At 71.5% G+C, this 13,876-nt stretch carries 11 protein-coding genes; 6 read left to right on the forward strand and 5 right to left on the reverse strand.

Annotation, left to right across the window (positions count from 1 at the left end; translation table 11 throughout):
* Positions 1-494: 494 nt before the first annotated feature.
* A complete protein-coding gene (locus ACFC51_RS29670) occupies positions 495-2,498 on the reverse strand; it encodes a beta-N-acetylglucosaminidase domain-containing protein (protein WP_376531743.1) in 2,004 nt (667 codons plus the stop codon).
* Positions 2,499-2,695: 197 nt separating this feature from the next.
* Between ACFC51_RS29670 and ACFC51_RS29675 the strand changes: the two genes are divergently transcribed.
* Positions 2,696-3,094: a VOC family protein gene (locus tag ACFC51_RS29675; RefSeq protein ID WP_376367489.1), complete on the forward strand. Its 399-nt coding sequence runs from the start codon at positions 2,696-2,698 to the stop codon at positions 3,092-3,094.
* Positions 3,095-3,247: 153 nt separating this feature from the next.
* The gene (locus ACFC51_RS29680) at positions 3,248-4,210 is read left to right on the forward strand and encodes a hypothetical protein (protein ID WP_376367491.1); all 963 of its coding nucleotides are present in this window, start codon (positions 3,248-3,250) and stop codon (positions 4,208-4,210) included.
* A gap of 72 nt (positions 4,211-4,282) precedes the next feature.
* Here ACFC51_RS29680 and ACFC51_RS29685 read toward each other — a convergent pair whose 3' ends face one another.
* On the reverse strand, positions 4,283-4,789 hold the full coding sequence (locus ACFC51_RS29685) for a hypothetical protein (protein ID WP_376367493.1): 507 nt from the start codon (positions 4,787-4,789) through the stop codon (positions 4,283-4,285).
* A 636-nt stretch (positions 4,790-5,425) separates the two neighbouring features.
* On the opposite strand from ACFC51_RS29685, the gene ACFC51_RS29690 reads away from it, so the two are divergent.
* From ACFC51_RS29690 to ACFC51_RS29705, 4 genes are all read left to right on the forward strand, one after another.
* A complete protein-coding gene (locus tag ACFC51_RS29690) occupies positions 5,426-6,925 on the forward strand; it encodes an NCS1 family nucleobase:cation symporter-1 (protein ID WP_376531745.1) in 1,500 nt (499 codons plus the stop codon).
* Between the two features lie 23 nt (positions 6,926-6,948).
* A complete protein-coding gene (locus tag ACFC51_RS29695; protein WP_376367497.1) occupies positions 6,949-7,674 on the forward strand; it encodes an aspartate/glutamate racemase family protein in 726 nt (241 codons plus the stop codon).
* Between the two features lie 68 nt (positions 7,675-7,742).
* Positions 7,743-9,080, forward strand: coding sequence for an allantoinase AllB (gene allB, locus ACFC51_RS29700; RefSeq protein WP_376531747.1), 1,338 nt, complete (start codon positions 7,743-7,745; stop codon positions 9,078-9,080).
* A gap of 227 nt (positions 9,081-9,307) precedes the next feature.
* Positions 9,308-9,811, forward strand: a complete 504-nt coding sequence (locus ACFC51_RS29705; protein ID WP_376367501.1) for a DinB family protein — start codon at positions 9,308-9,310, stop codon at positions 9,809-9,811.
* Positions 9,812-9,875: 64 nt separating this feature from the next.
* Here the strand turns inward: ACFC51_RS29705 and ACFC51_RS29710 are convergent, their stop codons facing one another.
* The 3 genes from ACFC51_RS29710 to ACFC51_RS29720 all read right to left on the reverse strand — a co-directional run bounded on the left by ACFC51_RS29710 (position 9,876) and on the right by ACFC51_RS29720 (position 13,839).
* Positions 9,876-11,024 carry a serine hydrolase domain-containing protein gene (locus tag ACFC51_RS29710; protein ID WP_376531749.1) on the reverse strand — a complete coding sequence of 383 codons (1,149 nt, stop codon included), beginning with the start codon at positions 11,022-11,024 and terminating at the stop codon, positions 9,876-9,878.
* 248 nt (positions 11,025-11,272) lie between these two features.
* Positions 11,273-12,562 (reverse strand): VWA-like domain-containing protein, encoded by a 1,290-nt coding sequence (locus tag ACFC51_RS29715; protein WP_376531750.1) that lies wholly within the window; start codon positions 12,560-12,562, stop codon positions 11,273-11,275.
* Positions 12,559-13,839, reverse strand: a complete 1,281-nt coding sequence (locus ACFC51_RS29720; RefSeq protein ID WP_376531752.1) for an AAA family ATPase — start codon at positions 13,837-13,839, stop codon at positions 12,559-12,561. The genes ACFC51_RS29715 and ACFC51_RS29720 overlap by 4 nt, the downstream gene beginning before the upstream one ends.
* Between the last annotated feature and the right edge of the window lie 37 nt (positions 13,840-13,876).

Raw genomic sequence — 13,876 nt, forward strand, 5'->3', positions numbered from 1 at the left:
TGCGCAGCAGTAGGGGGAGGTTAGGACGCCTCGCCGGGCGAGCACATCTCGGAGTCCGTCTCCGCCGAGCAGCTGCTTCACCCGATCGGCCGAGCGGAGGGCCCGGGCCGGCAGCCGGCCTCCGGGGCTCCTGGTGCGGAGAAGAGGCAGGCCGTGGGGCGGGTCGCGGTACACCGCACACCGTCGGGCGCGCGGAACGGAACCTCACACCGCCGCCGTGCTCCGTCGGGGTGACGCCGACCGCCCGCCCCCGTTCCGCCCCGGTCGCGGCTCCAGGACCGCCGGCGGGGAGCGACGACAGGGGCTGTCGCACCGCGGCCCGCCCCCGGCTGCGGCCGCCCGTATCCGTGCAGCCGGAGCCGTGCGGAAGGCGGCCACGCCCGGAGACCGGCATGCGGTCCCGGCGGGTCCGGGCGGACGTCACCGTCCTGGGGGTGTCCGCGCCGAGGGGAGGACCGGCCCCGGGCGCCGGGTCCCGGCGCCCGGGGCACGCGTCACAGCTGTGGCGCCTGCTGGATGAACGTGTCCAGCACTCCGTCGGCCACCTTGATCGTGCCCTGCGGCCGGGTGGTGCCCGGGATGGTGGTGACCGCGGCGGCCTTCTTCGCCAGGCCGGCCGCCTCGGCGAAGTCAGCCTGCCCGTCACCCGAGTGGAGCCGGTCCCGCAGGCCGTCCAGGCTGGCGTCGAGCGCCCCGCCCCACAGGTCGAGCGCGTCCAGCCAGGGCTTCGTCTGTGACAGGAAGGCGGGGTCCCGTACGCCGGCACGGATCTGCTCGGGCGCCCCGGCCAGCACGTCCGCGTAGGCGTCGAGCTTCCTGAGCGCGGCCCGGCGCTCGGCGCCGGATCCGCTGTTCCAGGCCTTGGTGAAGTCCTCCAGCCGTGAGCCCAGTTCGGGTGCCTGCGGTTGCCAGTCCGTCTCACCGAAGGTCGGCGCGAGGTGTTCGGTGTCGAAGAACGCCAGCAGCGCACGGGTGGTGGCGGGGTCTCCGCCTGCCAGGTAGCCGGCTGCCGCGCGCCAGGTGCGGCCGGGGTCGTAGTCCTCGTCGTTCCAGGCGAAGGACGCCCCGCCGAACAGGGCGACCTTGCTCGGCGCGGCCTGGTTCATCGGGTTGAGCACGATGCCGCTCAGCGCCTTGTGCAGCCCGGCCTCCCGCTTGTCGTACGGGGCCATCAGCAGCCGGCCCGTCGTCTGCCCGTAGTCGTTGACCGGGTAGTTGTCCCAGAGGAACACCTTGCGTCCCCACACCGCGGAGGCCGCCCGGGCGTCCTCCATGCTGATCGAGGGGGGAACGACGTCCGTGCCCGTCCACTGCACGACGACCTTCGGGTCCAGGTGCGCGCGGAGCACGGACTTGTAGGCGGAGTCCGCCGTGTCGGAGTACTCCGTGGGCACGAACTGGAGCGGCCGGGCATCCGGGTGGGCGTCGATGAAGTCGTGCTGCACGGCGTTGAGCAGGTCGCTCTGCGCCTGCCCCGCACTGCCCTTCCCCGGAGCGCCGTACTTCTCCTGGTCGGCGGCGCAGTTCCACCTGGTGTAGCTGATGTCGTCCAGCGCCACGTAGAAGCTGCGGGCGCCCTGGTCGTGGAGGGTGCCCAGCTTCGTCTCCAGGGCGTTCACGTCGTCCGGGTCGCTGTAGCAGATCGACAGCCCGGGGGAGACGGCGTAGGTGAAGTCGACATGGTGGGCGGTGGCCTGCTCGATCAGTGCGCGCAGGTCGGCCAGTCGGTCGGCGGGGTAGGGCTCGCGCCACTCCTCGCGCAGGTACGCGTCGTCCTTCGGTGTGTAGATGTAGGTGTTGGCCTTGATGTCGCCGTAGAAGGCGAGTTGGTCCAGCCGGTCGCTGTGGGACCAGGGGGCGCCGTAGAAACCCTCGATGCTGCCGCGCAGGGGCATGGCCGGGTGGTCGGTGACCGACACGGCGGCCAGGCTGTGTCGTCCGGTGACCAGCTGCCTCAGCGTCTGGGCGGCGTAGTAGATGCCGTCGCCGTCGTTGCCCGCGAGCACGACGCTGTCGCCCCGGGATGCAAGGGAGTAGCCCTCCGCGACCAGGGTGCCGGGGACGGTGCCGCCGGTGGCGCGCAGGGCGTCGGCCACCGCGCCGTCCTTGATGGAACCGGCGACGACGGTCAGCCCCGCTCCGTGGTGACGCGTCGCCGGGGCGGAGCCACCGGCCGTGCTCGTGACGATGTGGCGGGCCCCGGCCGAGGCCAGCGCCTTCCTGATGACATCGGCGCTCGGGGTGTCGACGTCGTCACCTAGGACGAGGTGCACACGGTCCGGGACACGCAGGTCCCGGCCCGCCGACTTCATCTGCTGCGGTGTGGGGGTGACGACGGGCCGGCCCGAGGAGGGGGCGCCGCCGGGAAACGCCGTGACATCGGGCTCTCCGGCCGCCTGGGCGGGAGCGGAGAGCGTACCGAGAGCCAGCAGGGCTGCGGCGCCGAGAAGGGGGAGACGGGGGACACGGGGGAGACGGTACGGATGACTTCGAGGCATACGGGTCACTGCACCTCCACGAAAGTGGACCACTACATTCAGGTGGTGGAGTGGTCTAAACCACCACTCGTGGGCACCGGTGTCAAGATCAAGCTCCGAGAAAGAGCGCACCGATCCCTGACGGGGTGTCGGTTTCCGGGGGTACGCCCCGAACCTGCCCGGGGCGGGTGACCGGTGCCGCACCTAGACTCGCCCTCATGCTGAGACTCGGAGTTCCCGCCATCGGTGTGACGGACATTCCCCGCGCGGTGGCCTTCTGGACCGAGGCCCTGGATCTGGTCGCCTCCCGTGAGGCGGAGAGCGATACATGGCGGTTCCTCGACCACGCCGACGGCTCCGGGCGCGCCCTCGGCCTGATGCGCAGTACGTCCCCGGCCGAGCCCCGGCCCCGCGTCCACCTGGACCTCTACGCGGACACGCGGGAGGAACAGCGGGCGGAGGTGAGCCGGTTGACCGGACTGGGTGCGCGTGCCGTCGACTGGGACTCCTACCCGCCGGATCCCGACTTCGTCGTCCTCGCCGACCCGGACGGCAACATCTTCTGCGTGGTCGACCTGAGCCACGCACCCGGCCCGGGCGACGGCGCGACTTCCTGAGGGCTGCGTCGGACCGGGCGCGGTGGTACGTCGACAGCACACGGTGCGCCGTGCGCACGGCCGTGGGACGAGGGGCAGCCGCAGGACCCCGGCGGGCGGTGGGCCGGAAATTCCCTGGTCCAGCCGGAAGCCGTCCGGAGATACTCCCTCTCCATGACGAGTGACGACCTCGACGGGGAATCATCGGCCAACCCTGCGCTGCGGCGGGTCCTCCGGCGCCACGGCGGCCCGGAGCTGCTGGACCTGCTCACCGACGGCATGTCCGGCGCGGATCTGACCACGCTGCTGCTCGAAGTCTTCCGACGCAGGGCGGACCGGCGCTCGCCCGCGGAGGTGATGCGGCGCTATCGCAGCGACCGGTTCGTCGCGCCGGCGCCGGTCGGTTTCGCCGCGCTCCGACGCACCGAGGACGCGCTGCTGTCCGCGCTGCCCGACGGCTTCGAGATCCTCGTGCTCGCCCCCGTCGTGCCGCTGGCCGCGCACTCCGCTGTCGCGTCCGTCGATCCCCGCAAGGTGATCGCGACGGTACGCGGCAGTGAGGTCGCGGCCGACCCGACCAACGCCCTTGCCCTGGAAGCGTCCCTGCGGCGGTCCCGGTCCCTGGCCGCCGATGCCCGCTCGGGCACGCCGGTGCGCCTGGCGGCCTTCCAACGAGTGGTCCGCGCACAGCACTTCGGACGGGCCGGGATGCTCGCACACTTCCAGATCCTCGGCCTGGTGACCGCCGGAAGGGACGCGGGCAACCAGTCGTTCGAGCACCAGCAGCTGACCGAGCACCTGCGGTTCGCCGCCCGTGCGTCGGCGGCCGCCGGGGCCCGGCACACACGGATACGGCTCACCTGCCTGGAGGAAGCGAGCCGTCAGGTCGTCGACCGGGTGCGGGAGGAATGCTCCGCATTCCCGGACGTCTCCGTCACCGAGGATCCCGACCGGACGACCGGGCGCGGGTACTACAGGGGAATCTGCTTCAAGGTCTTCGCCGGTGCGCGAGAGGACTGCCCGGAAGTCGGCGACGGCGGCTTCGTCGACTGGAGCCAACTCCTCACCGGCAGCCGCAAGGAACGCCTGCTGATCAGCGGCTACGGAGTCGACCGGCTCGCCGGGGCGTCGGTGTGAGGAGGCATGGGCGGGCGGGCGTCAGGCGCGTGCGGGCGGTGTGCCCGCGGGGCGCGCCTCCCGGACGCGCCGTCAGGCCGCGTAGCAGAGTTCCGTGGTGCCGATCGTGGCCGAGGCGTGGGGCTCGGTCGTGTGCGTGGTGGCCGGCGTCCGTGTGCGGTTGCGTGCGAAGACGACCAGGCGGAGCACCGCGAACCGTGCGACTCCGGTGAGTGCGGACGCGGACAGGTAGACGGCCTGGTCGAGCACCACGCCCGGGGACGCCACCAGTTGGTGCAGGGTGAGTATCGCCGCGCAGGTCACCGCGTACGCGGCCGCCGCGGATCCGGCGGACTGCGCGTGCTGGCGCCATGTCGCCCGTCCGCCGGCGCCGAACGTGAAGCGGGCGTGCAGTTCGGTGGCCAGGAGCGTGGACACCACGGTGACGAGGGCATTGGCGCAGACCCAGGGGATCCAGGAGGCGAGGGCCGACACGGCGAAGCTGGAGGCGAGGCCCACCCCGCCGCCGCAGAGCACGAAGCGGGCGAAGGCCGTGAAGGGACCGGGTGTCGCCTCTGTCCGGCTCTGTGCTGTCTCCATGGTCCGACCCCCTGTCCGGCTCACGCCGTGACGCGCCTTCGCTCGGCTGTCGTGCCGGGCCGCGCTCTTTGATGGTGCCATTCTGGCACATGAATGGCACCACTGTGAACCTCTTTGTGTGCCACGGGTGCCATCGATGGTGCCGATGGGGGTGGAAGGGGGTGAACGTGCAGGTCGGCGGCGTGGAGCCTGCGGTGCTGTGCCCCGCGGAGGGTGGAGTGTTGCGTCGTTCCGGGGCCGTCGGCGAGTTCGAGCGCCGGGTCCTGTGCTTGCGGGGTGTCGGTGCCCGCCCGTGGTCGGGCGTGCGAGGGGCCTGTCGATACGGTCGGAATCCACGGTTCCGGTGCTGGCCTCCGTGACCTCTCGTGTCGGGGTGCGGGCTGTTCGCGCTCGTCAGGCACGAGGTGTTGTGCGTTCGGTGCAGGTGCTGTGTCTGCGCCGAAGTTGCCCGCCTGCACCTCTTGACGCTGCCCTTTGGTGAAAACTACGTTTTGGGCTGCGGAAATCAACTTCCACTTTATGGAAACCTCTGAACCTCTCCCGGTCGCCAGGGGCCCTTGGTGTGCAGCCTTCTCCGAAGTGGGCCGTCCACGGGCCCCGTTGTGCGACCCCTAGCGAATGATCGAGGGCCGATCGATGACTGCTGTGGAGGACCGGCCGCCCGAGACGGCCACCGAGGACACCGGGACCGCCGGGGCGACCAGCTCCGTCCTGTACACCTATGACCTGGCCCCGACGAAGAAGCAGGGTCGCCGCTGGGGCGCCTACAACGTCTTCACCCTGTGGGCCAACGACGTTCACAGCCTGGGCAACTACGCCTTCGCCATCGGCCTGTTCGCGCTCGGGCTGAACGTGTGGGGCATCCTGGCCGCCTTCGCCCTCGCGTCCGTCCTGCTCTTCCTGCTGCTGACGTTGTCGGGCTTCATGGGGCACAAGACCGGCGTCCCCTTCCCCGTGATGAGCCGCATCGCGTTCGGCATCAAGGGGGCGAAGATCCCGGCCGCCGTCCGCGGAGTCGTCGCCATCGCCTGGTTCGGCATCCAGACCTACCTCGCCTCCGCCGTCCTGAGCGCCCTGCTCATCGCGATGTTCCCGGCGCTGCGGGACCTGGACTCCAACTCCCTGCTCGGGCAGTCCACCCTCGGGTGGATCTCCTTCCTCTCGCTCTGGGCCCTCCAGCTCCTCATCGTTTCCTACGGGATGCAGATGATCCGGAGGTACATGGCGTTCGCGGCGCCCACCACCCTGATCACCATGTGCGCCCTCGCGGTCTGGATGTTCGTACGGGCGGACGCCTCGATCTCCCTGTCCGTCGACGCCCCGCTCACCGGCGGCGCCATGTGGCTCCAGATCCTTCAGGCCGCCGCGTTGTGGGTGGTGATCTACGGGACGTTCGTCCTGAACTTCTGCGACTTCACCCGGTCGGCGAAGAGCCGCGGCTCGATCGTCCGCGGCAACGTGATCGGCATCCCGCTCAACATGCTCTTCTTCGCCGTCATCGTGGTGGTCCTCAGCGGGGCGCAGTTCAAGCTCGACGGGCGCGTCATCACCAGCCCCACGGACATCGTCCGGACCATCCCCAACATGTTCCTGCTGGCGACCGCTTCGCTCGCCCTCATCGCCCTGACCGTGGCGGTGAACCTGCTGGCCAACTTCGTGGCGCCGATCTACGCGCTCATCGACCTCTTCCCGCGCCGGCTGAACTTCCGCCGTGCGGGCGTGGTGAGCGCGGTCGTCGGGCTGGTGATCCTGCCGTGGAACCTCTACAACAGCCCGATCGTCGTGAACTACTTCCTCGGCGGGCTCGGGGCCCTGCTCGGACCCCTCTTCGGCGTGATCATGGCGGACTACTGGCTGCTGCGGAAGTCCCGGGTCAACGTGCCCGACCTCTACAGCGAGGACCCGCAGGGCGAGTACCACTACAGCCGCGGCTTCAACCCCCGCGCCGTCGTGGCCTTCGTGCCCAGCGCCGCTGTCGCCGTGGTCGTCGCCCTGGTGCCGTTCTTCCACGCAGCGGCAGGCTTCTCGTGGTTCGTCGGCGCCTTCCTCGCCGCCGTCCTGTACGCGTTCATCGCCGACCGCACCAGGCAGATCCAGGACGTGGACGGCGAGGCCATCGCCGTCGCCGCCGAATGAACCCCCGAAGCGAAGGCCGTACCGTGCGCATCCTCGTCGTCAACGTCAACACCACACAGTCGATCACCGACTCGATCGGCGAGCAGGCCGCCGGAGCGGCGTCACCCGGCACCGAGATCGTCCCGCTGACACCCGCCTTCGGGGCGGAGTCCGTCGAGGGCAACTACGAGAGCTACCTCGCCGCCATCGCCGTCATGGAAGCCGTACGCGCCTACCCGGAGCCGTTCGACGCCGTGATCCAGGCCGGTTACGGCGAACACGGCCGGGAGGGACTGCAGGAGCTGCTCGACGTCCCCGTCGTCGACATCACCGAGGCTGCGGCGAGCACCGCCCAGTTCCTCGGGCGCAGTTACTCCGTCGTCACCAGCCTCGACCGCACGGTGCCGCTGATCGAGGAGCGCCTCCACACCGCGGGTCTGAGCGCGCGCTGCGCCTCCGTGCGGGCCAGCGGGCTCGCCGTGCTGGATCTGGAGCGGGACGAGAAGGCGGCCGTGGACGCCATCGTCGAGCAGGCGGCCCAGGCCGTGGAGGTCGACCGCGCCGAGGTGATCTGCCTGGGGTGCGGTGGCATGTCCGGTCTCACCGAACGCGTCGTCGAGCGCACCGGTGTCCCCGTCGTCGACGGTGTGAGTGCCGCGGTGACGATCGCCGAGTCCCTCGTCCGGCTCGGGCTGACCACCTCGAAGGTGCGCACCTACGCCGCGCCGAGGCCCAAGCAGATCCTCAACTGGCCCCCGCAGGCACGCTGAGACCGAGACCAGCCGGGCGCAGCCCCCGGCCCCGTACGACGGACAACCGCAGAAGAGGAGGGGGCACCGTGCCCGATGTACAGCTGGTGTTGCGCTCGACCCGCGTCGTCACCCCCGAGGGGACGCGTCCCGCGTCGATCACCGTCTCCGGTGGGACCATCGCCGGGGTGCTGCCCCACGACGCGGAGGTGCCGGCCGGTGCCCGCCTGGAGGATTTCGGTGACGATGCCGTGTTGCCGGGTCTGGTGGATACGCATGTGCATGTGAATGATCCGGGGCGGGCGGAGTGGGAGGGCTTCTGGACTGCGACGCGTGCGGCGGCGGCCGGTGGTGTCACGACGTTGCTGGACATGCCGCTGAACTCCCTTCCGCCGACGACGACGGTGGAGAACCTGCGTGTCAAGCGGGAGGTGGCCGGGCCGAAGGCGCATGTCGACACGGGTTTCTGGGGTGGTGCGATTCCGTCCAACACCAAGGATCTGCGGGCGTTGTTCGAGGCCGGGGTCTTCGGTTTCAAGTGTTTCCTGTCGCCGTCGGGGGTGGAGGAGTTCCCTGAGCTGGATCAGGAGCAGTTGGCGCGGTCCATGGCGGAGATCGCGGACTTGGGCGGGCTTCTGATCGTTCATGCGGAGGATCCGCATCATCTGGAGTCCGCTCCGCAGCGGAGCGGGGGGAGGTACGCGGATTTTCTGGCTTCTCGTCCTCGGGATGCGGAGAACACGGCTGTCGAGGGTCTGATCGCTCTTGCCAGGCGTCTGGACGCGCGTGTTCATGTGCTGCATCTGTCGTCGTCGGATGCATTGCCGTTGATCGCGGCGGCGAAGGCGGAGGGGGTGCGGGTGTCGGTCGAGTCGTGTCCGCATTTCCTGACGCTGACGGCGGAGGAGGTGCCGGACGGGGCGACGGAGTTCAAGTGCTGTCCGCCGATCCGGGAGGCGGAGAACCAGGACGTGTTGTGGGCGGGGCTGGCGGACGGGACGATCGACTGCATCGTGTCGGATCATTCGCCGTGCACGACGGATCTGAAGACGCCGGATTTCGCCTCGGCGTGGGGTGGGATCTCCTCGCTCCAGCTGGGGCTGCCGGCGATCTGGACCGAGGCGCGCCGTCGTGGGCACGGTCTGGAGGATGTGGTGCGGTGGATGTCGGCGGGGCCGGCGGAGCTGGCCGGGCTGAGCCGCAAGGGGGCGATCGAGGCGGGACGGGACGCGGACTTCGCGGTCCTGGCACCGGAGGAGACGTTCACCGTGGATCCGGCGGGGCTCTTCCACCGCAACCAGGTCACCGCGTACGCGGGCAGGACGCTCCACGGTGTCGTCCGGTCCACGTGGCTGCGCGGTACGCGGATCGCGGCCGACGGCGTACTCGCCGAGCCCACCGGCCGCCTCCTCGAAAGGCACCACTGAGGGGCCTCTCGAATCGGCACGGAGAGATCCGCGCCGCACACCCCGCACCCCACGCTCAGGTCGTGGGGCATCCGGTCCCGTCCGGGTGCCCCACGGAGGTGTGCATCGCGACGGTACGCGCGCTGACCGCAGCCGTGGGGCAGCAGGAGCACACCCGGTGACCTGTCATGCGATCGGTGACCGGAGACGGCCACCGGCCACGTGAACGGATCAACTACGGTTCCCTCATGACGACTACGGAGCCTCGTCCTGATCTTCGGCCCCCGGGCCTGAACGCCGACGAGAAGACCACCCTGCTGGCCTTCCTGGGCTATCTGCGCGAGTCCGTCCTCGCGAAGGCGGCCGGTGTCCCGGAGCCGGCGGTCCGCACGGCCGGCGTCCCTTCCGGGACCAGCCTGCTGCTGTTGCTCAAGCATCTGACGGCAGTCGAGCTCAACTGGTTCGTCTGGGCCTACGCCGGCGCCGACCGTGAACTCCTGGAGGACGAGGGCGAGGTGCCCGCCGACGAGACCGCGTCGGACGTGGCGGACGCCTATCGTGAGGCGATCGCCCGAGCCGACGAGGTCGCCCTCGCGTGCACCGACCTGGACCGCCCCGGCGCACGCTCGCTGCGCGAGACCCCGCCGCCGTCGATGCGCTGGGTGCTGGTCCACATGATCGAGGAGACCGCCCGCCACGCCGGTCATGCGGACATCCTGCGCGAGCAGATCGACGGCTCGGTCGGGCGGTGATGCCGGTGTCGTACCTCGGGAGCGATCGCGACGACTGGCCGGCCGAACCGTTGGAACGGATCTCCTAGGGGCGGAACCGGCACAGTTCCTGGTCCATGAGTGCCGTCATGGCTCCCTGGGTCTCCCGGCCGCCGTCGCTGTTGACGTAGACCACTGCCGTCCGGCTCCCGTCCTGGGTCGCGCCTCCCCAGGTGCGATAGCCGAGCAGGTTGCCCGGATGGCCGAAGTAGCTGCCCCCGCAGGTCGACGCGATCTCACCCAGGCCGAGTCCGTAGCGCACATCCGCGTCGGGAGTGGGCACGGTGGTCCTCATCTCGTCGAGCTGGGCCGGGCGCAGCAGCCGGCCGCCGAGCAGCGCGGCGTAGAACCGGTTCAGATCGTGCGCGGTGCTGATGAGGGAGCCGGAGCCGACGGCCATGCTCGGGTCGAGCACCGTGACGTCGGTGCCGGTTCCGGCACCGGTACCGAATGCGGTGTAGGCCTGGGCGTGCGTGCCGGGCACCAGCGGGAAGGTGCCCGGCACGACGGTGCCTCCCAGGCCCAGAGGGCGGATGATCCTTGACCGGACCTCATGGGCCCAGCTCCGATGGGTGACCTTCTGCACGATCATCGCGGCGAGCATGTAGTTGGTGTTGGAGTACGACCAGCCTGCGCCCGGAACGCGAGGCGTCCGCATCGCCGTCGCCACCAGCTCCTCGGGGGTGTACGCACGGAACCGCTCGGCCCGGTAGCCGTCCGCGCCGTTCAACGCGGGTACCTCCGGCAGTACCTCGGGGATGTGGCTGGTGTGCTGGAGCAGCTGCCGCACGGTGATCAGCCTGCCGTCGTTGCCGTTTCCCCGGACCACGCCCGGCAGCCACTCCTCGACGGTGTCTTCCAGGGACAGCCGTCCTTCGCCGACGAGTTGCAGGACGACCGTGGCGGTGAAGGGCTTGGTCGCGCTGCCGATCCGGAATCTTCCGTTCCATGGCATCGGCCGTCCGGTGCCGGCCCGGGCCGTCCCGGCACGCGCGCTGTCACGGCTGCCCGGTGACGTCACCTCGGCGAACACCCCGACGGCACCGGTGTCGTGGACCGCGTCCACCTGTTGCTGGAGCGTGCCGGTGCCTTGCGGCCCGGTTGCCGCCGCAGGCCCGGCCGATGCGGCGGCGAGGAGTAACGAGGCCAGACCGGTGGCGAGCAGGCCGTGGCGGTGTCGTTTTGACGCATGCATGATCAATTCTTCGTCCGTCCGTGTCGCCTGCGCGTTCAGGGACCGCTCAGGCAGCGGCTGTTCCGCCCCGAGCCGGTGGCGACCATCCCACCAGCGGTGAGGGGGATCGGCCCATCCGGCCGCCCTCCTGGGACGACGGTGTGCTGTCCTCACCGGGCACCGGGGGCTTCCCTCATGAGGAGGCTGTGGGCAACCCCCGGCTCCGGGCCCCTGAGCAGCGGGGGGAGGCAGCCTGTGACCGGGACCCCTCAGCCGATGGCCACCACCCGCGCCCACGCGGGTGGTCCGTCGGGGCGGTACTCCGGATCGGACTCGTCGTAGGACGAGCGCCCGTGGTGCCGGCCGAAGAGTCCCACCACCGTCCGGCACGGCGGACGCCGGGACGGCCACGGGGTCTGGCCGTCGGTCAGCACCACGACGACGTCCGGTCGGGGGCGGGACTCCAGGGCACGGGCGAATCCCGTCCGCAGGTCCGTTCCGCCACCGCCGAGCAGCTCGACCCCCTCCGCGCCTCCGCACAAGGGGCGGACCCGGCCCGCCGCAGCGTCGCACGGCAGGACGCCGACGAGGTCGCCCCGGCCGCCCACCGCCCGTGAGATCGCCGCCACCTCCAGCAGCGCGCTGCCCAGTTCGGCGTCGCTGACCGATCCCGAGGTGTCGATCACCACCACGACCCGCGTCGGTCTGCGCCGCAGGGCGGGCAGGACGGCGCCGGGAACCGCGGCCGAGCGCCGGGCCGGTCTGCCGTAGACGTAGTCCTCTCCCGTGCCCGGCGCGGAGGCCGCGGCGCGCACGGCCGCACCCAGCAACTGCCGCCACGGCTGCGGCGGGTGGAACGCCTCCTCCGCCCACCGCCGCCACCCCGCGGGCACGCTCCCCGGGCGCCCGGCGATGCCCTGCGCCACCCGGAACCGGACCGCGTCCCGCTCCTGCGCGCTGAGCCCGTGCGCCCCGTCCGGACCCAGGTCCCAGGGTCGCGGGAGGCCGTCCGCGCCGCTGCCGCACTCCAGCCACGCCAGATGGGCGGTGTGGGGGCCGAGCCGGAACTGGCGGAGGTAGTCCTCCATCAGCTCGCCGTCCCGTAGCCCCAGGCTCCCCGGCACCACCGCTCCCTCGGGCTCGGCCAGGCCGTCCCCGAAGACGTCGTCGTTGATCTCGCAGTCTGCCGCGATGTTCATGCGCAACCGCTCCGCCGGGCCGCTCAGCTCGTGCCGGTGCGCGTAGCGGTCGCTGCGCCCGTGGTGGTCGCGCAGCAGGTGCGACACCTCGTGCACCCATACGCCGGCCAACTCCCCCACGGGGGTGCGGTCGACGAACGCGGGGGAGACGTAGCACCGCCAGTGGGCGTCGACGGCCATCGTCGGCACGGAGCGGGACTCCACGGGGTGCAGGGCGAAGAGGGCTGTCGCCAGATAGGGGCGGGCGCGCACCGCCTGAAGGCGGGCGGCGAAGAGCTTGCCCGTATCGAGCGGGTCCTGCGTGTTCCCGGGGGCCTCGCGGGACGCAGCCGGCGGGCCGCCGGGGGAGGGCTTGTTCATCGGTCCGCCCGCGCGACGGCCAGCGCCCGGACGTTCGCCCGGTCGGCGCGTCGGGACACGGACACCGCTCCCGCGAGCCGCTCGATCGACACCGGTACGTCCCAGTCGTCACGGCGCAGGGAGGCCAGTGTCGTCGCCGGGACGACCAGCAGATCCGGAGCGCCGGTCTCCGCCGCCTTCGCCAGCAGGGCCCACGCGGCGTCCCAGCGGTCCTTCGCCGGACGTGCGCGGACCGCCGCGACCACCGCGTCCAGCGCCGCCTGCCGCAGATCCCCGCGCTCCGGCAGCTGCGCGCCGCCGGGATCGGCCAGCAGCTCCTCCGGGTCCGGCAGGTCCATCCGGTCCAGGTGGGCCAGCAGTTCCAGTCCTGGCCCGTCCCCGACCGTCCCCCTGACCAGCATGGACAGGACGTCGCGGGAGGCGTCGGCGGCAGTGGCGAACGCGATCAGGGACAACGCCATGTCCCAGCTGCGCGGTGACGGCCAGGCGCCGCCCCGCAGCGCCTCGCCCGAGGGCAGCCGGTGCACCAGGGCGGGCCGTGCGCCCAGCAGTCCGCAGACCGCGCGGCGGGCGAACACCACGGCCTCGGGCAGCCGTCCGGCGTCGAGCGTCGGAAGGGTGGCCCGCGGCCAGACGCCTCCCAGCCCCCGCACCACGACGTCCACGTCATGGACCCACTGCAGATGGACGAACCGGTTGGCGAGCGGCGGACTCAGCTCCCAGCCGTCGGCGGCGGTGGACCGGGGGTTGGCGGCGGCGACGATCCGGACGTCCGGCGGCAGCCGCAGGGACCCGACCCGGCGCTCCAGCACAAGCCGCAGCAGGGCCGCCTGCACGGCCGGAGGTGCGGTGGACAGCTCGTCGAGGAACAGCAGCCCGCGTCCCGCCCGCACCAGCCGCACCGCCCAGTCCGGCGGAGCCATCGGGATGCCGTGGTCCGCCGGGTCGTCACCGATGACGGGGAGGCCCGAGAAGTCCGACGGTTCGTGCACGCTCGCGATCACCGTGGTCAGCGGCAGGTCCAGTGCGGCGGCGAGCTGGGTGAGCGCGGCCGTCTTGCCGATGCCGGGCTCGCCCCACAGCAGGACGGGCAGGTCAGCCGCCACCGCCAGGGTCAGCGCCTCCAGTTGCGGGTCCGGGCGCGGGGCAGTGGTCGTGTCCCGCAGCAGCGCCAGCAGCGCGCCCGACACGTCGAGCCTGGAGGCAGGGGCGGAGGGCGCGGGGACGTCGGACGTACACGGCCGGGGTGTCTCGGAGAGCGGGGCGGACATGGGCATGCGGCATCACCTTCGGGGTCGTCGGAACGGTCGCGTC

The sequence above is a fragment of the Streptomyces sp. NPDC055962 genome (genome assembly GCF_042270185.1).
GTDB lineage: Bacteria > Actinomycetota > Actinomycetes > Streptomycetales > Streptomycetaceae > Streptomyces.

Coding starts and splice junctions, on each gene's coding strand:
- ACFC51_RS29670 (WP_376531743.1), bottom strand. CDS start 2,498: ATGCCTCGAAGTCATCCGTACCGTCTCCCCCGTGTCCCCCGTCTCCCC.
- ACFC51_RS29675 (WP_376367489.1), top strand. CDS start 2,696: ATGCTGAGACTCGGAGTTCCCGCCATCGGTGTGACGGACATTCCCCGC.
- ACFC51_RS29680 (WP_376367491.1), top strand. CDS start 3,248: ATGACGAGTGACGACCTCGACGGGGAATCATCGGCCAACCCTGCGCTG.
- ACFC51_RS29685 (WP_376367493.1), bottom strand. CDS start 4,789: ATGGAGACAGCACAGAGCCGGACAGAGGCGACACCCGGTCCCTTCACG.
- ACFC51_RS29690 (WP_376531745.1), top strand. CDS start 5,426: ATGACTGCTGTGGAGGACCGGCCGCCCGAGACGGCCACCGAGGACACC.
- ACFC51_RS29705 (WP_376367501.1), top strand. CDS start 9,308: ATGACGACTACGGAGCCTCGTCCTGATCTTCGGCCCCCGGGCCTGAAC.
- ACFC51_RS29710 (WP_376531749.1), bottom strand. CDS start 11,024: ATGCATGCGTCAAAACGACACCGCCACGGCCTGCTCGCCACCGGTCTG.
- ACFC51_RS29715 (WP_376531750.1), bottom strand. CDS start 12,562: ATGAACAAGCCCTCCCCCGGCGGCCCGCCGGCTGCGTCCCGCGAGGCC.
- ACFC51_RS29720 (WP_376531752.1), bottom strand. CDS start 13,839: ATGCCCATGTCCGCCCCGCTCTCCGAGACACCCCGGCCGTGTACGTCC.